Raw genomic sequence first — 20,527 nt, 5'->3', positions numbered from 1 at the left:
CGCCACCAGCCCGCCAACGTGATCAGAGGCGCAAAACTCTAGTTCCGGGTGGTCCAAAGTTCGGTCTCGCTGCACAAAAACCCCGAGACTCTAACTGCCGCTGGATGAAAATGCAGTGGCAGGTCACCCATGACCTGGGAGTTGCCCTGCAGTGGTCGGATCGCATCGGCGTTCTCTACACCGGCCAGTTGGTCGAAGTGGGGCGCGCCGATCTCGCCGCTCGAACTCCCCTGCACCCCTATACGCGCGCGCTATTCTCGGCTGTCCCCCCACTTTAGGGGCATCCCCGGCGTCTGCACAGCTCTTCAGCTAGCCTGCCTGAACCTACCCAGCGCCAAGCCGGGTGCAATTTTGCATCTCGGTGCTCCGGAACACTGGATATTGCCGGCACATAGCGCCCGTGTTGCAGGGCACTCCACAACAGGTGGTGGCATGCCACAACTTGGAGCCATGAAATGACCACGCCAATCGGGCCTGCTCGCGTTCGTACAGCGCCAGCATCACCCGAACCGATCCTCGAACTGCGCAATGTCGATTTTTGTTACGGGGCTCTCGCCGATCCGCTGCGGAGGTCCCTGGCGGCTCGAGGCCGCGCAAGATCAACATGAGCATCCGGCGTGGAAAGCCCATGGACTGATCGGGGAGTCCGGCAGCGGCAAAAGCACAATCGCGAAGCTTCTGCTTGGTCTGATAGCGCCACAAGCGGGTCAGATCCTTTTTGACGGCGAGCTGCTGACGCCGAATCGATTGGCTCCGTTCCGCCTCCGTGTGCAACCTGTCTTTCAGAACCCTCTCGATGGGCTGAACCCAGTCACCCCGATCGGCAAACAGATTGTCGCGCCTCTGCTTGTGAACTTCAGGATGAGGTCTTCCGCTTGTCAGGCTCGGCTGGCTGCAGCAATTTCCGCCGTCGGCTTATCGGGCGAGATCCTTGGGAAGTTACCGCATCAGATAAGCGGCGGACAGGCCCAGCGGGTCAATATAGCGCGAGCGCTTATTCTCGATCCCGAGGTTCTGATTTGTGACGAGCCTGTCTCCGCACTCCATGACTGTTCAAGCCCAGATCCTGAACCTTCTGTCGGATCTGCGTGAGAGCCGCAGCCTGTCCCTGCTATTCATCAGTCATGATATCAGATCCGTCGCCATCTCTGTTCAGAGATCACGGTCCTGAAGCGCGGAAGCATTGTTGAGAGCGGTTCACGCGATCAGGTACTGCTCGACCTAAAGACAGATTACATGAAGTCCCTGGTCAGGGCGGTGCCCAATTCCGAACTCGGGGTCGAAATGGCAACGCGCTCAACACCTTGTTCGCAGCCCACAGAGCCTCGGCACGTGCCGGCAGAGAGGTGATAATCGCATGAGGCGCAACGCCCATAAGGTATTTACGAGCAAAATTGCCCGCGCATTGGTCACGCTCGTTCTGATGGTGACGAGCGTATTCATTCTTATGCGCTGTGCTGGCGATCCGGTGACCGTCTTACTTGGGCCCGACGCGACCCCGGACATGCCCGCCGCATACTCAGGCGAATTGGGGCTCGATCGCCCCATCCTAGCGCAATACCTGGCCTATCTCCATAACGTCGTCCGAGGAAGCTTAGGCGTCTCATACGTCTATCGACAGGATGCACTCGGTGTCGTCCTCAGCCACCTTGCATTGACGCTGATACTCACCTGCTGTGCTCTTACCCTGGCGGCGGTCATGGGCATTGCGGGAGGAATAGCTGCCGCAGTGTTTCCGTCGAGCATCGTAGGCCGTGTGTGCACTTCACCTCAATTGGTTGCCGACCGGCGGCGCGGAGAGCTGGCGCAGCTTGGCTTTGCCGGCAGTAACCATGGCGGCCGCAAGCTCCGCCGTCCTTGTACGGTACACCCGCGTGGCGTTCGCGAATCGCTGGACAGTCGCTATGTGTTGGCGGCGTTTGCGCGCGGCATTCCGTTCTCGCGAATATTGATCCACCACGTACTCCCCAATGCGGCGGCTCCGATCCTGACCATACTTGGCCTGCTTATCGGCGGAGCGGTAATTGGTTCGATACTAGTCGAGACGGTCTTTTCATGGCCGGGTATTGGAAATCTCTTCGTCACATCCGTCGGAAGCAGAGATGTTCCAGTGGTGCAGGCAATTGTTCTGCTTGCTGGCACCGCGATGATCATGACCAACCTGGCCGTCGATCTCGGTTACACCTGGCTCGATCCGCGGTCCAAATCCTCGGAGACATAGATGAGCACCGCCTGGCCGCATGAATGGACCTGCAACATCTTTCGTTCTCCGAAAGCCCCACGCGACCCGCGTAAGCCAGCCAAGGTAGGACTGTATGGTGCCTCAATGTGGATCGTCGCATGTCTATTGATTGCCGTACTGGCCCAGGTGATCTCCCCCTATCATCCAGCACAAATCTCCTTGGATGCACGGCTTACGCCACCAATATTCTTCGGCGGCACGCTGGAACATTTGTTGGGCACTGACGAGCTCGGCCGGGACGTGCTGGCACGCTTGATATATTCGATCCAGATCAGCATGCTCGTTGCGGTGGGCGGGACCTTCATTAGTACCCTGCTGGGCGTTTCGTTGGGCTTCCTCGCTGCCGAGCCTGGCGGATTGATCGACGACTCATGGCACTCGTCGATATGCAGGCTGCCATGCCGTTCATGATGACCGCACTGCTTGTCATCACGATATTTGGCAATTTGCTGGCACTTTTTGTCTGTCTTGTGGGCTTGCACGGTTGGGAGCGCCACGCCCGCATCGCGAGAGGGCTGGCTTTGACGGCCCGCAACCGGCTCCATGTAACGGCGGCACGAACTTACAACGCTTCGCGGGTCCATATCTACGCAAGGCATATTCTCCCAGCCTGTGCACCTACCGTCGTGGTCGGCATGACCCTTGGGCTCACCGAGACGGTTCTACTGGAAAGCACCCTGAGCTTTCTAGGACTGGGGATACAACCGCCGATGTCGAGCTTAGGCAATATGGTGGGATTCGGCAGAGACTATTTGAAGACCGCATGGTGGATCGCCCTCGCACCGGGCCTAGTCATCGCAGCGACGGCGATCGCACTGATGACGATCAGCGAGTCTCTGCGCCAGACGGGACCTCGCCCAGCTTCTTTCAAGTCCATCTGAGGTGACCTCATGTCGCGTCCCGACCTCGAAAGCTCAACAAATCAAATGGTCAGGAATGTTCCTCTGTATCGGCAAAAGAGGAAGTCCACCTGTGGACCATCTTCCCTGGTGATGGTCATGTCCGCGCTGGACGAGCGATATCAGCCGAGTGAAACAGCTGAGCTCGAGATCTGGCGAGAGGCAACGACCATTCACGGCGGCTGCGGCCCGGTCGGCTTGGCCTTGGCTCTCAAACGCCGCGGCTTCGCAGCGCTTGTTGTTGTGAGCCATGATGGACTGTTTCTTCAGTCTCGCACTTCACAAGGCGGCGAGATGGAGGTGATGCACATTCTCCAGGAGCGAGATCTCGCCGAAGCGTACCAGCGCGGCATCCCCGTCCATGTTGGAACTTACAGCCTCGATGACCTCTCGAATTAGATGGCGGCAGGGTGGTATCCTATTGTGATGATCAGCATTGAGTTCGAAGGTAAAACCATCACTCATTGGGTGGTGGTGACCGGGACCGACGTCGATAACGTGTTCTTCAATGATCCTCTCAAAGAGCCCGCTGATGGAGGTGTTGCCACGCGCGTCGACCACTCAAGCTTTGCCAGCATGACGGAGTTCGGCCCCAACCGGGAAAAGGCGGTGATCCTTGCGGGTCTTCCAAAGATGGCGAATGTTGAGCTTCCGCTTCCCAAGATTTATGCTACCCAACAGCCGACACGTTGACCGTTTGTGGCTCCGAACGCTGATGCATTCGGTTGGTGCGAAAAGCCCACATGTAGCTAAGTCAGATCGGTCTCGAATGGTGCTCTCGAGCGGCCTACGATCGGGCGGGCCGGTATGCACCGACATCAAAAGCAGCATAAACCAACCTTCATGAGGCCTGGCCCTGCACTCTTGCACGCGTCCGAGAAGCGAACCTTTTTGGTGGGCGCCAACCGTCAGGCAGCTATAAAGGCGAGCGTCCTTTTCCAATGCATTCGCGTAAGTCAGCGTAGATTCAGATTCCCTCAAAACGCATCGTTCGCACTGGATGGCGCATTCGCGTATCAGCCTCGCGTAATATTATCGGGCTCCGCGTCCATCGGCTCGAGGTCTTCTCGCAAGCGACGCCGAATTCCGGTTCGCCTTCGGCCGACGGCAATTCCAAACCTACAAAACCTCTATGAAGATAGTTGACGAAGGAAGACTTCTAGATTGCAGATCAACCAGAGCTGTTTTCCGAATGCATCGTTCGCCGCTTGAGAGCGGCGTGCGTACCATCGCCGGAGAGCACCAACGTCGAGATAGTCGGCGATCGCAGGAGATTCTTTGAAGATCAAGTCACGAAAGGGCGCCGAGCTCGGGTCCGTCGCCCACTTACCAAGAGGTAACGGAAACCCAAGCTTCTTCCTGGTGATCACACTTGCGGGCAGACGATCTCTGTAAAGACTGCGCAGAGCGGCCTTGGAGACGTCGAGCGTTTCGCTAAATTTCTCAATCGGCGTGAAGGCCGCATGAAATGGGGCGAAGGCATGTTTCCAACGCAGATGTTCTGAGAATGACATGCGCAGAGCCGATGCAACGATCCGATGGTCTGTGAAGGGCACTCGAGCCTCCACCCCGGCCGCCATCGTGGTGTTGTCGACCATTTCAAGCAGCGCTGGCAGATGATGCCCTACGAAGAAATGCCTTATGCGCTCGGCCGGGGTAACCCCGCCTGAATGGTAGGCATTGTTCATCCAGTCGATCAGCTCCGCATCGTGAACAATGTCCTTTCTCCATGCCGATGTCGCCAGCCCCAGCTTCTCGGCTTGGGGAAAGTACGTGTACCGGGCGAGAAAGAACTCGAATTCGCTTGCTTTGAACTTGGGAAGGCCGAGATGACGCCGCGCCGGGCGGCCAATGACATCTGGCAAAGCAGCCAGCAATGCCTGTCGACAAAGGTCAAAGGGCAATCTGAAGATCCGGCTATATCCAAGGAATATCTCGTCGGCACCTTCGCCGGTAAGGAGAACCTTGTGAGAGTGGCTGACTGCTCGAGCAAGCAAATACATCGCCGCTTCGTTGTGCATGCCGACTGGATGACCACGTAATGCGGTAAGGCGTTTAACGACATCCAGGCTCGTTGCCCCGGGCAGCCGGACCAAGACATGGGCTAGCTTGAGAGATTTCGCGACCTCAACCGCATAAGGGCTTTCATCGTAAAGTCCGCCGCATACGATGCCGGTGAAGCATGTCGGCTTTTGCGAAGACTGCCTTGAAAGCTCGAAAGCCAAGACACTGGAATCCAGTCCTCCGGAAAGCAGCGCAGCCAGTGGCGTGTCGGCCCCCAAATGTTCCTCCACGGCGCTGCCGATCAACGTTTCAAGAGAACTGCAATCACCACCACCACCGTCGAGGCAGGCAGAATCCCACCAGCGCCTATGCTCGTGCGATTGCGCCGTGATCTTCAGCCAAGTGCCGGGTTGCAGCTTCCGAATATCTGCAAATAACGTCCTCTCGCCGAAGACGGCACGGTAGGAGAGAAAGGTTGATAATCCAACCGAATCGAGCTTCGAGCTGACCCCTGGCCACTGCAGGATGGCTGACGGCTGTGAGGCAAAGACAAAGCCATTATCCGCGCAAGCGTAATATAGCGGCTTAATTCCAAGCCGATCTCTGACAAGGAACGCTGTCCCCGTCTTTTGATCGTAGATTGCGAAAGCAAACATTCCCCGCAGACGTTCGACGCTATTAATCCCCCAACAAGAAAATGCTTTGCAAAGTACTTCGGTATCTGACTCTGTGCGAAATCGGTATCCATGTCGGAGCAAGTCCCGCCTTAAGTCGCGAAAATTGTAGATCTCGCCGTTGTACGTGACTGCTAGGCCGAGCTCCTCATCGAGAAACGGTTGATTTGACCTCGGATCCGGATCAATGATCGCGAGCCTTCGATGCGCAAAGGCAAAGGAAGAGGTCACGCAACTGCCACTCGCGTCGGGCCCCCGATGGGCCAGCGTCTGAGCGCAACGCGCGAGGTTCCGCTCGGTCACTGACTTATCAGTAATCCGTCCGATAAATCCGCAAATCCCACACACAGCTAGCCTCCTTCGCGCGCTAAGCTGGCTCTGCGGAAGGCGTCGGCTCGCCGGCACCCCTCGGTAGGCTGGATACTACAAAAACAACGTCCAGAGCCAGAGCACATTCAGTCGATGAGCGGCAATTCGCAGGCACACTTCGGCTGTCACGGACGCCCTCGAGAAGCGCGGTCTCATATTTCGAGCTCGCTGCCGCGCTGCCCGCCAAGTCACGCCTTACCGCCGGCGCTAGAATCCAGAAGGAGCGTCCGAACCTCATTAGTCATGATTCGTTCGACGAGCCACTTGGGAGGCTCAATGCGTGGTGGAAGATATAGAGCGCGATAGAGCCGATCGAGTTCTTCGGCGCTGCGTGGAACGTCTGACGAATCCAAAAGTGCGGTCATCTTGCGCATGGGATAGAAGCAAGCCTTGCGCTTTTCTTGACCGATCAACTCGTCTGGTGAGCGACAGGTCGTCGATCCGTCCAACAAACGCAGCCACACTTGGCAGAAGAGAGCGTATCCATAAAGTTGCGCTCTGGTGTCTAAAGAGAGGGCGGTCTCGAAAGGCAGCACAGGGAACTGCAATTCGCCGATAATATCGCCCCTATCGACCCGCTCTGGGAGATAGTGGACAGTTACCCCAAAGCTCTTCTCGCCATTGAGTATGGCATGCGTCCGCGCAAAACTGCCGCGATATCCAGGGAGTGGGCCCGGATGAAGATTGACACCCCCTCCGTCGAACCGTGCGAGGATATGGGGCGGGAAAATCTTGTTCCACATGACGCTTACGAGAAACGTTCCGAGATGAGGAACATCATCTATCGACTCGAAGAAGGGTATTCCGAAGCGGTCTGCGACTTCCCAAAGCTCCTCACTGGTTTCGTGCCGCCACCAAGTTTTCTCGTACCGGGAAGCGCCGAGAATGCCGGCGATGTGGTCTTTGCCGCAGGTCTCGATGACGAACAGAAGACAGCGGGTCGCAAGTCCCCTGGTGCCGGCAAATACCACGCGGTTGATTGAGCTGGACATTTCTATTCCTTGAGACATTGCAAGCCCGCTTATTGAAACGCTCTACTCGTCATCAATAATCCGGCGGACGCAGTGGCCGCCACGCCGATGGTTATCACATGCACAAGACTGCCAGAGGCTTTGATCTTGAAAGGGGCGATGTGGAGCAAAGATAGCGGTACAAAGAATGCTGGAAGAACCACACCCAACTCAAGCGGCGCGATAGTGTGGTCAACCAGCAAGATCGCGGCCAGCATCGGCAGAGCGTAAGAGAGAGGTAGACCGGTCGAACGACCACGCTCGTCCAATCCGAAATAGTCAAAATATGCCAGACGAAGAGCTCCGATGAGCATCACGAACGCTGTGAACACCGCAGATGCTGGAAACTCGATAAAAGATGCGATGACAATCGCCGGGATGACTGATCCAAACGAGAGGTCAGAGAAAGCATCGAGAGCTTTACCAATGGCCTTGGTAGCCATTGTTCGACCTTTGGTGCGCCGGGCAATTTCGCCGTCGACATCATCAGCGATGATCGCCCAGAGACCGAACGCGACTCCCGCCTCATAGTGTCCTTTCACCACGAGCCCCATCGCTGCACCACAGCACAGGAGCCCCACGGCAGTAACGGCATTTGCGCGGTCAGATAAATATGCGATCATCGAACCTCGATGTTGCTCTCTCTGCCGAGAGCGATCGAAACCTGAGCCCATGCGGCTGGTTGGCGGCCGCAACTTAAATTGGGCGGGGCCCGAAATGTCCGCAAACTACCGGTTCTAGTAGGTCAGCTTAGTGGTTCCGCGAGCGAAGACGGCAGCCTTCATGCAAATGTGGGGCCGAGGCGGACTCGAGCTGTGGTCGGCTACCTTGACGTTCTCTCCCATAGCCGCTGCTGTTCAATCGCCTCGAAAGGACCGCCAGCGGGCGCTTGTTGGCATGCCCAAGGCAGGACGCAAAATGGGGCTGCGGCAAATGGCGGTCGCGATCGCGATGACCAAGTCTAGCGTCCAGATAATCCCAACGTGCAACTCCTCAGCGGGGCGACATCTGCATTTTGAGCTCTGGCCCGGCGAAGCCGAGATACGTCTCCCATTTGGCACTGCAGTTGGACCGCTCAGTTGATCCCCCTCGCGCACACCACGGCTTCCAGAATGCGCGCGAACGTCGAGCTCGGCGTGATGGCCTAGACTCAGACACTTGCGATCGTTGATCTAAGGTGGCGAACACTTATTGACGATCCGGTTCACGTCGGGCTCGCAGTCAGGCCGATCAACCCACTTTTCATTGGCCTGGTTCCCGCTTTGATCGGATACCCACGAATGCGAATGAAAGCGTGCTTGCTACTGCGCAGACGGCTAGTGAAGCCAAGGCAAGCCCAAGCCCATAGTTGTTTTGGACGAAGCTGAAGAAGAACGGCGCAAACGAGGCCGTCGACAATCGGAAAGTCGTGATCAACCCGACTCGTGTTCCATACCCGCCCGGCCCGAAGACTGACAGCGGCAAGCTTCCTCGACAGATGCTGTTTAGACCAGAGCTAAACCCAACCAGGGCAACGAAGATTGCAATTCCAACGAGAGAGTGAGCCGCCAGCACAATGACGATTGTAGCCGCCGAAAGCATAACACATGAGAAGGGTGAGTTGAATGGGGGAATCCTCACGCTAAACCATCCTGCAAACAACCGTACTGCGAGCTGTGACGGGCCGAAGAGTGCGGAAATTAACGCTGTCTCCTGCGGGTCTAAGCCGATCGACGAAAGGATGGGAATCATCCGGCTAAGCAATGCTGAAAAAGCAAATGTCGTCAGCGAGAATCCTACCGTTATGAGGACGAGGCCAATCGGCTTGGAAGAGGACTGGTCTCGCGAGCCACAGACGGTATTCAGATCTCCAAGCCTTGCGGACGACTTTCCAAGAGCCAATTGGATTAAAGGTAGCGCGAGGAGAACATTGTAGCCTCCATAGATCCAACAGACTTGCCTCCAGCATATCGATGCGAGCAGCAACGAGGTCAACGGCCAAAACAGCGTCGACGAGAAACCGACGATCAATGTCAAGGCAGCCATTTGCCGTTTCGCATGGATCGCATCTCGCTGCGCCAAAAATACGAAAGCCGCCTCATAAAAGAGAAATGCCGACGCAAGTTGCATACCGAACAGGGCGATTGCAAAGACGACCGCATTCCAAGAAGTTGCTGCAATTCCCAGGCTAACAGCTCTAACGAATGAGGCGACCTTCATTGTCTTGCCTGCGCCGTATCGGTCCATGAGGCGACCGGCAACCAGGGACATCAGCGCACTAGCAAGCAAGGCAAAGGAGAAACAACCAATTAACCAGTCCTCTGTGACTACGAGGTCATGGGAAGCCTCCTTTGCAATGGCCACCACACAATAATAAAGTGTGCCGTAGCTGATAATTCCTGCACCGCCCAGTGCTACAACAATCAGCCAGTCATCCTCCCGGATGGGGCGCGATCTTCTCGGTTCGGTGTCGCATCGCCGAGTGCCTCAACTACTACGGATTAGGTGCAATAGGTTCTGTTCGCCTCCGATTTCGCCCGAACAGATTAATTCCAGCGATGGTGAATGACACGAGCTACGGGGCAAGACGGACTTTGGCAGCCGTTTGATCGCACCAATTGTATTGACTCGGCCATGCGACTGCGCGGTGGGTCTCGATGTACCGTGGTCTGTAGGAGGTACGCACGCCGGTGCAATTAATGATCGGTTCGACGCCAAGATCGCGCAGCACTTGACCCGCGGCAGGGCTAGCATACGACACTCCGTTGCGATGAATATCCGGATTCATAAGGCATCTCCTGCAACTCTTCGAACAGACAGAGCCGACTGCGGTGCTGACGCTCAAGTAAATAGGAGAGGCCCCGAACGCGCACAAACTTTTAGGCCAGCTCGCGCCGCCACAAGAGAGCGACTGGAATCAATTTTCGACATCTTCTCTTGAGCTCGACAATTGCTCGCGCTCACCGTCGGCAGGTCGTGAACGCGGCGATTCCCACCATTCGATCGCGTGCGATTTGAGCGAGGTTGGCACCCTCCTCCCCGCAGCCGATGACGTTAACCCGGGGCACGATGCCAACCGGCAGCTTCTGCCGCGCCAAGGAAAGCATCAAAACTCGTGCCAGTTCGCTGATTGCGCAGGCCAACCCTTTCGATCACTTCTTAGTGGGTTCGACTCCGCGAACCAGGCTGAAACACTGTCGCGAACCCAACAAACCCGACGAGTCGTCGTATCGTTTCTCTTATCATTGGCGAGGCGTTGCTAACGAAATCGCCGCCAGAAGAGGAGCGCACACTGTCCGTAAATTTGCCGCTTCCGCGACAGCCTGAGACTCCAGATGAGGCGAGGTCCGTCTCCCCTTTGCGGATTCCGACGAAGTCGCCCAGGCGTACCGATGTGAAGTCGCCCGTGGATTCCGAGGCGATGTCGCCCACCTTTCCGATTTGATCTCGCCCAGTGGCGGGGCATTCTGGCCGCTTGGTTTTCTGGCATCGGTCAAGCCGCGTGGTCAATCTGGAATCGCAACTTGAACCTGTTTTCTTCGGTCTGCTTTTGCTGTGGGCATGTGGGCAACGCGATTGCGTTGTCCAAGCGCAGCGGCATGTCCACAGCGCCACGGGCTCAGGTCTTTCGGGCGGATTGCCGAGTTCGGCGCAGGCTCTCACCGGTGAGGTCGAGCCGATGGGCGTTGTGGACGAGGCGATCGAGCACGGCGTCGGCATAGGTGGGATCTCCAATGAGCAGATGCCACTGGTCCACAGGAAGCTGGCTGGTGACGATGGTGGAGCGATGACCGTAGCGATCTTCGAGGATTTCCAGGAGGTCGTGACGGGCGCTGGCATCGAGCGGCTCGAGCCCCCAATCATCGAGGATCAGCAGATCGACACGGCCAAGGCCGCGCAACAGGCGGGGATGTCGACCGTCGCCGCGGGCGAGCGCCAGATCGTCGAACAGGCGCGGGACGCGCTGATAGAGCACGGAGCGATTGTCGCGGCAGGCCTTGTGGCCGAGCGCCGAGGCGAGCCAGCTCTTGCCGACGCCGGCCGGGCCGCAGATCAGCAGGTTGGCATGGTCGTCGATCCAGCGGCCCTCGACGAGCTTGGCGAACAGCGGGCGATCGAGGCCGCGCGGGGTGCGGTAGTCGATGTCCTCGACGCACGCTTGCTGGCGCAGCTTCGCGTAGCGCAGGCGGGTGGCGAGCCGTTTGTCGTGCCGCAGCGAGGCTTCACGTTCGAGCAGCAGAGCAAGCCATTCGGCGTGACCGAGGCTTGCGGCCTCACCGGTGGCTTCGATGTCGGCGAAGGCCTTGGCCATGCCGTGGAGGCCGAGGGCGTTGAGGCGGTCGAGGGTCGGATGGGTGAGCAAGGGATGATCTCCTAATTGTAGTAGCGCGGTCCGCGGATGTTGGCATGCAGGATCGGCGCATCGTCCGCGGAGCGCTGGTGAGCAGGACGCCGATCGAGATTGTTGGCGAGGATCGACTTGACCGAGCCATAGGTGCGCGCGCCGATGTCGATCGCCCGCGCAGCCGCGGCGTCCAGCCGGTCGCGCCCATAGGAGGCGGCGAGCCTGAGGATGCCGAGGCAGGTGCGGAAGCCTTGCTCGGGGTGCGAGCGCTCGTCGAGAATGAGGTCGCACAACGCGCTGGTCGCCGGCCCGATCGCGGCGGCGTCCTGGCGGATACGCGCGATGGTCCAGCCGGCGTAGCGCCGATGGCTGGAGGCCATGTGCTCCGGCACGGTGGTGTGTTTGTGATTACCGCTCATGCGCTGATGCGCGGCGATCCGCTCGCCCTTGTGGAAGATCTCGACGGTGCGGGCCGTGAACCGCACCTCGACCTCGGCGCGGGCGAAACGATGCGGAACGCTGTAGTAATGCTTCTCCACCTCGACGTGGTAATCGAGACTGACGCGGCGGATCCGCCACTCGGCGAGGACGTAGGGGGACACCGGCAATGGCTTGAGCGCCGGCCGGTCGACCTCCTCGAGCAACCGGCGGCGTGTCACGCCGAGCCGTCGGATCGGCCGTTCCTCATTCAGCCTCGTGAGCAGTTCGCCGATCGCCGCATTGACCTCGGCCAGGCTGTAGAAGGTGCGATGACGCAGGCGACCGAGCAGCCAGCGCTCGACGATGAGGACGGCCTGCTCGACCTTGGCTTTGTCGCGCGGCTTGCGCGGCCGCGCCGGCAAGATGGCGGTGCCGTAATGCGCCGCCATCTCCGCATAGGTACGGTTGATCTGCGGGTCGTACAGGCTCGCCTTGATGACCGCGACCTTGGTGTTGTCGGGCACCAGCAGCGCCGGTATGCCGCCGATCGCCGCGAAGGCGCCAACATGGGCGCTGATCCAGTCGGCGAGCCCCTGCGTCCAGGTCGCCTGCGCGTAGGTGAAGCTCGATGCGTCGAGCACGGCGACGAAGATCTGCGCCGTTCTGCGCTCACCGGTCAGGCGGTCGACCACCACCGGCACGCCATCGCCGGCATAGTCGACGAACAGCTTGTCGCCAGCCACATGGGCCTGGCGCATCGTCACCGACAGACGGCCCTCCCAGGCGCGGTAGAGCTCACAGAAGCGCGAGTACCGGTATCCGCCGGGCTCGGTGGCGATATATTCCTCCCACAGGATCGACAGCGTCACGTGCTTGCGTTTGAGCTCGCGGTGCACGGTCGCCCAGTCGGGCTCGGCGATGCGGCGGTGACCCTGACGGTTGCCATTGCCGGTCTTGGCGAACAGGCGAAGTTCCAGAACCGTGTCGGTGACGTCGTCTGGCAACGGCCAGCTCAAGCCCGCGGCCTCGAACCGCCGGAGCGCCAGCCGCACCGTCGAGGGTGCCGCGCCCACCCGTCGCGCAATCTCGCGGCTCGGCAGCCCGGCCGCCTTCATTCTGATCACATCGCGCACACGGCGCATCGCAAGCCTCTCCGTCGGCATCCAGGTCCCCTTCGCAAAGCCGAAAGGGGTGACCCTATGGGAGCCAGAACAGGCCTCGTCACCCGGGCGACATCATCCCGGAATGGTGGGCGAAATCATCTCGGAACGGGCGGGCGACTTCAAATCGGAATGGTGGGCGAGATCATCTCGGAATCATGGGCGACATCGAGCGGAATCCGCACCCCTTGCCGGCCGTCTCGGATCAGCTTACAGACGGACGCCGATTCCATAACCAGACCGTTGTTGACGACTGCACCCGTGAATGCCTGCCGGTAATGGCCGCTGACACTCGCTCTCAGCGAGTGGGCGCGAGGGCGGCAGACCAAGGACAGTCAGCGAAAATGGCACCGAAATACAGCCATGCCATTCTGACATCGGCGGATCGGAGTGGTGTCTCCTGGCATCACATCGCGCCCGGCGCAAAGCCCTCGCAAAACCTTTGATCGAGACCTGTTCTCCTCACTGCGGCAGGCCCAGGTCGGACGCGGACGCTGGCCCGCCTGACTAGGGACTCCAGCAGCCAGAGCGAACTGAAGATTGGACCCTGCGCGCAGGGATTCGCATCGCATGGGCGCCTAGTACCCGGAATCAGAGCGGAGTGATACGGCGGCCTTTGAAACGGCGCTGACGGACCTTTTTCCTGGTCCAGACGAAGGGCTCGGCTCTGTCGTTGTATGCGTTGACGTAGGCATCGATGTGATCCTGCAGCTGCTTGAGGCTTGTGAAGGAGGTGCCGCTGAGCGACTGCCCCTGCAAGATCGAAAACCACACCTCGACCTGATTGAGCCAGGACGCACTTGTCGGCGTGAAATGAAATTGCACGTTGGGGTGGGCCTTGAGCCAATGCTCGTTCTTCTTGTGGGTGTTGAGGTTGTCGAGGATGACGTGAAGCTTCCGGTCCGGAAAAGCCGCGGTGATGCTTTTCATGAAATCAAGAAACTCGACGCGGCGACGCCGTTTAGAGTGCGTTGCGATGATCTCTCCGGTGGCGACTTCGAGCGCTGCAAACAGCGTTGTCGTGCCATGCCGCTTTTAATCGTGGCTCTGGCCGGTCAAGGCGCGGCCATTGGGCAACTTCAGATAACCCTGCGCTCGCTCCAGAGCCTGGATCGAGGGCTTCTCGTCCACGCACAGCACAATGGCCTTCGCGGGCGGGGCGACATAGAGGCCGACGACATCCGCGGCTTTGGCCGTAAAGTTCGGGTCGTTGCTCTTACACCAGGACTTGCGAGCCGCGAGGTCAATCTTGTGGCTGCGCAGGAACCGCCAGACATATTGGACGTCAACATCGCCCAGCGCCCCGGCCAGTAGGGGCCCGGTCCAGCGTGCGAACCCTTTCGGCGGCAGCTTGTCCAGCAGCTTCAGAATCCGCTTGTCAGTGGCCTTCGTATAAATCGGCTGCTTGCCCGGTCGCGCCTTGTCTTGCAGCCCTTCAAGGCCTTGGTCGGCATAGCGATGCCGCCAAAGGCTGACAATCCGCGGCTGGACCCCAAGGCGATCGACCGGGTGCTGCGCCCATCCGCCGCCAACAGAACTATCCGCGCCCGCTTCAAATCGCGCTGCAACGTCATCGGTGAGCGACAGCTCGCCTCAAGCACCTTGCGATCTTTCCTCGAAAGGTGGACTTCTCTTGCTTCGGGTATCATCCATATCTTGAATCACGACTCACGATCCAAGAAAAGTGGGTACTAGTGCGCAAAGAACGAGCCGCCTTTTACTTATATCAAACACCGCAGCATCGCTGGCCAACGACGCGTCGTTAAGCCGAGCAGCGATGCACGGTTTGTTGTTTGCAAAGAGCCACTGGCTGTATCTGCGAAGAGGACGAACATAATTCACCATAGCGGTGATCTCCTTGTACTCTGCCCCAACAAGCGCGTCTTGAAGTGTAGAAATCATCTGTGCGTCTTCGGAATATAAAGGCGGAGCATTGCGTTTTCTCGCTCCATCGCGGAGATGTTCAAGTGCCGCGCCGATACTTCTATGACCACCGGCGTCCTTGAAGCGATTGATCTCTTCATTCAGCGCTTCTTCCATATTCCATGTCTCGTCGTGAATCCGCGCCGCAATGCCCGGCTGGTTGTTTGTACGAAGGTAGTGGCTGAAATCCGCGAGAAGAGTGGCATAGGTGCTGGCGGTACCTAAAGTTCCGGCCGTCACTGCTTGTTGTTTGTACTCTTTGATGAGACTCGCGTCCTCTGGATAGGGAGTCAGGTCAGGGCGGCCAGCGATCGGCGCGATACCTCATCGACTGAGAGGTCCGCAGATGAGCTAATGCCCAACGGACGTTCGTCGTTCCACCTTTTGCTATGAACTCATCGACGTCTTCATCCATTGAATCGCTATGAAGCCGATCAGCAATGCTGGGCTTTCTGTTTGCAAAGAGCCAGCGGGCGAAGCTGCGCAGATGACCGACGTTGCTCGTGGCGGTGCTCTCGGCGGCTCCTCCTTCGATGAGCGCCTGCTTAAGCCGGGGAATAAGGAGTGCATCTTCGGCATAAAGGGGCTTCTCGCTGCGACCTACCAATACCCCAATTGGCTGGCTCTTCTGCTGCGCTGAGTTGCCCGGCATCGCCTCATCCTCTCCGGTTAATTCCAGAGGTGATGCCGGGAGGGGTTCGTTCATGATCACCTGAAACCGATGCTGATCTTCCACAGGCAGGACCTCTGGCCAGTCATGCGAAGCGCTATGCCGTACGGCGCGATCCAAGACACGGCTCGGCTCCATGAGTGCCGAAGCGTTCAGCATTGTTCCTTCACCGTCCGGAGCCGGCAGATACGGGTGCGCGCTCGCCCGCATGACGGACCGCGCCTCAGATTGCCATGCATCCGCTTGGGCACGGACCTGCATGAGCACGGAAGTGGATGGGCGAGCGACGTCGCTCAGCTGCCTCTGAAAGGCCGGCGCCTCTGCCGACGAGCCGGCCGCAGAGGCATCTTGCGCGTCCCCACAGTCCGTTTCTTGGCGCACCCGATTCTGCACTCACTTCAATGAAAGGCCAGGAACGCTAATCGTATACGCCTGGACCAGAGCCGACACGTCGCTAGCATTTGAGGGCTTAGCTGAAAGTGCATTCCTGACATCTAACCCAGGAATAAGCCGTGGTTACGGTCCACCTGCCGCATCAATTGGCCGAGAATGGGGCGCTACGATCTTTCTCATTACGGTCCACTTCTGCCGCCTGCCTAAACTCTTAATGTCCCGCCTCAATTGAGCCGATACAGTGGCCAAGAAGTTCCCAAAGAGCTTGCGTGTTTGGTGGCGATGCGGCGGAAGTCCTTGAGCCCACAGAAGCTGCGCTCGAACACATTTCGAACGTTTCTAAGCAGGTTTGTCGAAGCGATGAGATTACGGCCTTGGCGCGCAACGACGAGCTCAGCACGAAGGTGGTCTCGCCTTTGCCAGCGATGAGCGCGCATAGGCAAGCGTCCGAGATCCTCATGTATTCGCGCGCGTTTTTTATCCTAGTCGCCTCTTTCTCTCGGATCTTCTGGTGAAAAGCAGAAAAGACGTCTCAATGGGGTAGGTACACTTCCTCGTTCAAGCGACGGCGAAGCGATCTGCCTTCCCCAGAATTGATAGCGCGACAAGCCTGGTGTTTGCTGTAGATTCTGTCATCCGGAACGACGAATGGTTCGCGAAATGAAACATCGCATTTGGTTGCCGCGATCTGCAACGACCATGCGAGATGGCTGAAATCGCGGCGGTCCTCTAGACGTGATACGGATCTGCGAATCCTGAAGCGCAATCCAAGGACGGAGCTGCAGATGCCAAGTTCGGCAGATAATCCTGATACTCCACCAACACCCCCATATTCCACGTACCCGTGCCTCGATGAACCCGTGCTAGTCGTGCCTAGCACCGATGAAGTTTGGCTGACAATCCCGACCGCTGGGAGATTTTGCGCTTCGCCGCATTACGGCGGCGAACGTTCAGGGTGGTAGTCGTCCGCGCCTCATGGGTGCAAGAAAACGGTGCATATATGAAACGAAACAGGCCAAAAGCGTCGTGCTGCTCGAGTCTAACTGGCAATTCAAAGGTAGGCGAGCAAGCCTTTCCAGCTGTCTCTCGCAGCCTAAAACGGCGATGCTCTCTCGCCAACACAACACGCTTTGACTGGTCAGCTCACGCTATGCAACGAGCAGAATTATCCCCAGGTTCTACAAACTCATGGTCTATGGTTATGACACTTATCGAATATCCTTCTGGAAACTCCACCGAACCGATCGTCCTTGTTGGCAAGAATCGTTTTGGAAACTGGGTCGTCCGTGAACAGAACGGCAATTTCGGTGGCTTGTTCGCGAGCCGTGCGCAAGCGCTCAAATATGCACTTTGCGAGAATGGCCTACATCCAGAAGCTATATTCGAGGTATCTCGCGAGATCGAACTTATTATTCTCCACGGCCCGCCCGAGGAGCATGGATGAATAGATCAGCCCTATTGAGTAAGGTACTTGGCTTTGCTGCAGGCCACGACAGCAGACCGCCAGATCGCATCCCCTTTAAGAATGCATAAAGGCTGGCCTTGGCCATCACAAGGAGCGAAACATGACGGCGATCTTGCGCCTAGAGGACGAGAATAAGTCAGATTTTGGTCGGCGCGTAGGTCCGCCCATGTATATGGCCTGAACGGACTGCTGAACAGCGTTCTTTAAGGTGCAAGGCTGCGACCTATCGCTCCTTAGGCCAAGCTGTGGCTCCGATTGCCGAGCTCACTCAAGGCACGACGGCAACACTCGTGTAGCCAACAAAGTCGAAAAGGTTGCGCGCACGCAGGTGTGATGCTTACTCGGACCACGAAACTGCCAAGCGCACTGTGACAGGGGTCCTGTCGGTCGCTCAACTCGTGCAAGGGAGCAGCGGCGTGTGGACGAGCGATTACCACCCGACTATCCCAGCTGATTATCGCCGGCCCTCACCAACCGGGATCGTCGAGGACGGTAGACTATAGGCGAAAGATCCTCTTAAAGGCTTAAACCAAAATGCGCTGCCGACATAGCCCATTCATCTGCCTACCCTCATTGCGCCCCGCATGTCTTGACGGCTCTCGAGAAAGCCTGCGAACACATCGACGATGAACTCCGCGTCGGCGCGCGTCATAGGTGATGAAATCGATGCAGCAGCACCATAAGGGAGGATGACGCCGTTCTCCGCAAAGAAGCGTGTTAGCTCCTTCATTAGAGTTTCTCCGGCGGGCGTGGGACAGATCTCGCGATATTCACTCGGAGCTTCTGCCCCCGGATGAATGCGGAAGAGTGAGGCGGCTCCAGTGACACAGAGCGGCGCGCCCAGTTTCGAGATTGCCCGACCGATTCCTGTTCGCACGATGTCCCCGAGGATCTCCAGATGAGCAAAAGACCCATGGTCCAGATGATGCATTGCGGCTAGCCCCGCTGTCATGGATAGTGGATTGGCAGAAAACGTACCTCCTTGCGGAAGCAGTGGTCGACCCGATGTGCATCGAATACCTTCATCACGTCCTCGCGACCGCCGATTGCTCCAATCGGCAGACCTCCGCCGATGATCTTGCCCATCGCGATGATGTCTGGGACAAGGCCGTAACGTGCGGAAGCCCCCTGAAAGCTCTGCCTAAGATTGAGGACCTCATCAGCAATCACAAGAATCCCGTTTTTGCGGGCCGATTCCTGCACAGCAGCTACGAATTCGGGCTTTGGCGCAATGAACCCCGCGCGGCTCGGCATCGGATCCAGAATGACGGCGGCAAGCTCAGACGCATTCGACTATATCAATCGATGTGCGCCTTCAACATCGTTAAAGCGGAGAACAATCACCTCATCGAGAACACTTGCAGGCATCCCGCGATAGAAGGGCGTCGAGTTGGGCTGGATGACGTCACCCCAGTTCTCCGGTGTCGCCGCTTGACTGACTTCGACCCAGTCATAGGCACCATGATATGCACCCTCGATCTTGGCAATCTTCGAACGTCCGGTGAAGGCCCGCGCAGCTTTGACCGCAAATAGTACGGCCTCAGTCCCGGTATTCACGAAGCGAACGCGGTCAACCCTCGGAATGCGTTCACAGAGTAGTTCTGCGAGTTCGATCTCGATCTCCGTCGGATTTGCGAAGCAGCTGCCGCGCTGAATTTGATTAACTAGCGCTTCCACCACGGGGGCGAAGGCATGTCCATGGATCAACGTCGTGAAGTTGCGATTGAGGTCCAGAAACCGGCGGCCATCGAAATCGAGCACATAGCTGCCCAGGCCAACGCTCGATATAAAGCGGAGTTGGATCTCGCTCAATCGTAACTCGCGAGGTGCCGTCGGGGAACACTCTTTGTCCCCGGGAAAAGCTTTCGTCGGAACGCCTCCCAGCGCGCGAAAATCCAACCGCCGTATTGGACTCTGCTTTCTTGTGGTTCACGACATCCTCATAGTCTTCTTGAAGTTGTGCTGAGTAGGCAGACACCAGTCATAGCGATGCCACAACGCCTGAGCCCTGACGTTCGGCTTCGGGGATGCGAAGGGGACTATCGACCAATTTGCGCATCACGCGATCAAAACGTCAATCAAACTGGATTAGCCCCTCATGCCAAACTGCCGCAGAGAGTTTCCTCTACTCTCGATATTGGTTCGGTACTGCTTTTGTCCGCGGGTCCACAGTAACGAACTTGCTTGCGTGCGCCTGGCGCATGCGCAGCAGAGAACGCTTGGGGACGCAGATCTCATCAATTAACGCCCCGCATGTTGCGGCCTCTGCTGGATACCCTCAGATTAGCTGCATCACAGCAGGTGGCGAGTTGCTAGCTGACCGTACGCATCAATAGGACATCGCGACACTACCTACTCTGGTGAGATCGCCAGCAACACCTTCAAGAGGCCCCAATTTCCGAACGGGGCCCGGAGAGAACGATCTGAGGCCGGCAGACGGGGCATTTTCGCGAGGGTTCCAGCACCGGCTCCCCCTGAGGAGGGGGAAGAACACTGACGGCCTCGAATTCCCGACGCCCAGAAGGCATTCATTCTCAAGCAGAGCCGTGACTGGTCGCCGCAGCCAAGATCTGCCGCAAGGCCGGCATTAGTCGGACTGACTACTTTAATTGGAAGAAGAAGCACGACAGGCTGCTACCAACCGAGATGCGGCTGCTGCTCGAGGGCGACAACGTCAAGCTGGCGAAGCTGGTGGCAACTCTGTCGCTCAACGAGGGATGCCGCAGGATGCGATCCGCAAATAGCATGACGCCCGGCCGCAAGCGCAAGCTGGTCGTCGAAGCAGCAACGAGTGGCAGGTCTCGATCCGCCACACCCGCGCGGCACTCACGTTTGACGGATCGACCTACCGTTACAAACCCCGTCGCGCCGGCCACGCTGCCCTCGAACATCAGTTCAAGGAGATCCGTCATGCCCGCGCTGGCTACGGCTATCCGCGCGTCTGCGTTCTGCCCGCCGGGCCGGACGCCGCCAT

Annotated in this window: 14 protein-coding genes and 4 pseudogenes; 7 read left to right on the top strand and 11 right to left on the bottom strand. The window is 58.1% G+C overall.

All coding sequences use genetic code 11. The features are described 5' to 3' along the window. The 6 genes and pseudogenes from I6F20_RS38100 to I6F20_RS35340 all read left to right on the top strand — a co-directional run. A pseudogene (locus I6F20_RS38100) lies at nucleotides 1-278 on the top strand (ABC transporter ATP-binding protein); the annotation flags it as partial. Nucleotides 279-528: 250 nt separating this feature from the next. Then, complete coding sequence (locus I6F20_RS35360; RefSeq protein WP_225130720.1) at nucleotides 529-1,092, top strand: ATP-binding cassette domain-containing protein; 564 nt, start codon at nucleotides 529-531, stop codon at nucleotides 1,090-1,092. A gap of 265 nt (nucleotides 1,093-1,357) precedes the next feature. Beyond that, nucleotides 1,358-2,221, top strand: coding sequence for an ABC transporter permease (locus tag I6F20_RS35355; protein WP_225130719.1), 864 nt, complete (start codon nucleotides 1,358-1,360; stop codon nucleotides 2,219-2,221). Further along, nucleotides 2,222-2,653 (top strand): hypothetical protein, encoded by a 432-nt coding sequence (locus I6F20_RS35350; RefSeq protein ID WP_225130709.1) that lies wholly within the window; start codon nucleotides 2,222-2,224, stop codon nucleotides 2,651-2,653. Then, nucleotides 2,614-3,123: an ABC transporter permease gene (locus tag I6F20_RS35345; RefSeq protein ID WP_249786621.1), complete on the top strand. Its 510-nt coding sequence runs from the start codon at nucleotides 2,614-2,616 to the stop codon at nucleotides 3,121-3,123. Before I6F20_RS35350 ends, I6F20_RS35345 begins: the two co-directional genes overlap by 40 nt. 9 nt (nucleotides 3,124-3,132) lie before the next feature. Next, a pseudogene (locus I6F20_RS35340) lies at nucleotides 3,133-3,834 on the top strand (peptidase C39 family protein). 437 nt (nucleotides 3,835-4,271) lie between these two features. Here I6F20_RS35340 and asnB read toward each other — a convergent pair. The 9 genes and pseudogenes from asnB to I6F20_RS35290 all read right to left on the bottom strand — a co-directional run bounded on the left by asnB (nucleotide 4,272) and on the right by I6F20_RS35290 (nucleotide 15,854). Further along, on the bottom strand, nucleotides 4,272-6,167 hold the full coding sequence (gene asnB, locus I6F20_RS35335) for an asparagine synthase (glutamine-hydrolyzing) (RefSeq protein WP_225130707.1): 1,896 nt from the start codon (nucleotides 6,165-6,167) through the stop codon (nucleotides 4,272-4,274). A gap of 209 nt (nucleotides 6,168-6,376) precedes the next feature. Continuing rightward, a complete protein-coding gene (locus tag I6F20_RS35330) occupies nucleotides 6,377-7,180 on the bottom strand; it encodes a formyl transferase (protein WP_225130705.1) in 804 nt (267 codons plus the stop codon). Nucleotides 7,181-7,209: 29 nt separating this feature from the next. Then, nucleotides 7,210-7,821: a CDP-alcohol phosphatidyltransferase family protein gene (locus I6F20_RS35325; RefSeq protein WP_225130703.1), complete on the bottom strand. Its 612-nt coding sequence runs from the start codon at nucleotides 7,819-7,821 to the stop codon at nucleotides 7,210-7,212. A 619-nt stretch (nucleotides 7,822-8,440) separates the two neighbouring features. Continuing rightward, the gene (locus I6F20_RS35320; RefSeq protein WP_225130693.1) at nucleotides 8,441-9,541 is read right to left on the bottom strand and encodes an MFS transporter; all 1,101 of its coding nucleotides are present in this window, start codon (nucleotides 9,539-9,541) and stop codon (nucleotides 8,441-8,443) included. Nucleotides 9,542-10,796: 1,255 nt separating this feature from the next. After that, nucleotides 10,797-11,540, bottom strand: coding sequence for an IS21-like element helper ATPase IstB (istB, locus tag I6F20_RS35315; RefSeq protein ID WP_225130691.1), 744 nt, complete (start codon nucleotides 11,538-11,540; stop codon nucleotides 10,797-10,799). Nucleotides 11,541-11,551: 11 nt separating this feature from the next. Then, nucleotides 11,552-13,084: an IS21 family transposase gene (gene istA / locus I6F20_RS35310; protein WP_225130726.1), complete on the bottom strand. Its 1,533-nt coding sequence runs from the start codon at nucleotides 13,082-13,084 to the stop codon at nucleotides 11,552-11,554. A 609-nt stretch (nucleotides 13,085-13,693) separates the two neighbouring features. Further along, nucleotides 13,694-14,751, bottom strand: a pseudogene (locus I6F20_RS35300) (IS630 family transposase). Nucleotides 14,752-14,770: 19 nt separating this feature from the next. Next, the gene (locus I6F20_RS35295; RefSeq protein ID WP_225130689.1) at nucleotides 14,771-15,265 is read right to left on the bottom strand and encodes a hypothetical protein; all 495 of its coding nucleotides are present in this window, start codon (nucleotides 15,263-15,265) and stop codon (nucleotides 14,771-14,773) included. 55 nt (nucleotides 15,266-15,320) lie between these two features. Then, complete coding sequence (locus I6F20_RS35290; RefSeq protein WP_225130687.1) at nucleotides 15,321-15,854, bottom strand: hypothetical protein; 534 nt, start codon at nucleotides 15,852-15,854, stop codon at nucleotides 15,321-15,323. Nucleotides 15,855-17,289: 1,435 nt separating this feature from the next. On the opposite strand from I6F20_RS35290, the gene I6F20_RS35285 reads away from it, so the two are divergent. Continuing rightward, a complete protein-coding gene (locus I6F20_RS35285; protein ID WP_225130678.1) occupies nucleotides 17,290-17,532 on the top strand; it encodes a hypothetical protein in 243 nt (80 codons plus the stop codon). Nucleotides 17,533-18,109: 577 nt separating this feature from the next. Here the strand turns inward: I6F20_RS35285 and I6F20_RS38545 are convergent. Together I6F20_RS38545 and I6F20_RS35275 are read right to left on the bottom strand one after the other, a co-directional pair. Next, nucleotides 18,110-19,486: pseudogene (locus tag I6F20_RS38545) on the bottom strand (aspartate aminotransferase family protein). Between the two features lie 667 nt (nucleotides 19,487-20,153). Then, nucleotides 20,154-20,465 carry a hypothetical protein gene (locus I6F20_RS35275; protein WP_225130676.1) on the bottom strand — a complete coding sequence of 104 codons (312 nt, stop codon included), beginning with the start codon at nucleotides 20,463-20,465 and terminating at the stop codon, nucleotides 20,154-20,156. Nucleotides 20,466-20,527: the final 62 nt, after the last annotated feature.

Origin of the sequence: Bradyrhizobium sp. IC3123 (genome assembly GCF_020193625.1) — a bacterium.
Classification (GTDB): Bacteria; Pseudomonadota; Alphaproteobacteria; order Rhizobiales; family Xanthobacteraceae; genus Bradyrhizobium; species Bradyrhizobium yuanmingense.
This window is presented reverse-complemented; position numbering and strand designations above follow the sequence as displayed.

Bases quoted from the DNA above. Each gene is read 5' to 3' on its own strand.
- I6F20_RS35360 (WP_225130720.1), top strand. From the start codon at position 529: ATGTCGATTTTTGTTACGGGGCTCTCGCCGATCCGCTGCGGAGGTCCC.
- I6F20_RS35355 (WP_225130719.1), top strand. From the start codon at position 1,358: ATGAGGCGCAACGCCCATAAGGTATTTACGAGCAAAATTGCCCGCGCA.
- I6F20_RS35350 (WP_225130709.1), top strand. From the start codon at position 2,222: ATGAGCACCGCCTGGCCGCATGAATGGACCTGCAACATCTTTCGTTCT.
- I6F20_RS35345 (WP_249786621.1), top strand. From the start codon at position 2,614: ATGGCACTCGTCGATATGCAGGCTGCCATGCCGTTCATGATGACCGCA.
- I6F20_RS35330 (WP_225130705.1), bottom strand. From the start codon at position 7,180: ATGTCCAGCTCAATCAACCGCGTGGTATTTGCCGGCACCAGGGGACTT.
- I6F20_RS35325 (WP_225130703.1), bottom strand. From the start codon at position 7,821: ATGATCGCATATTTATCTGACCGCGCAAATGCCGTTACTGCCGTGGGG.
- istA (WP_225130726.1), bottom strand. From the start codon at position 13,084: ATGCGCCGTGTGCGCGATGTGATCAGAATGAAGGCGGCCGGGCTGCCG.
- I6F20_RS35290 (WP_225130687.1), bottom strand. From the start codon at position 15,854: ATGCTGAACGCTTCGGCACTCATGGAGCCGAGCCGTGTCTTGGATCGC.
- I6F20_RS35285 (WP_225130678.1), top strand. From the start codon at position 17,290: ATGACACTTATCGAATATCCTTCTGGAAACTCCACCGAACCGATCGTC.
- I6F20_RS35275 (WP_225130676.1), bottom strand. From the start codon at position 20,465: ATGACGGATCTCCTTGAACTGATGTTCGAGGGCAGCGTGGCCGGCGCG.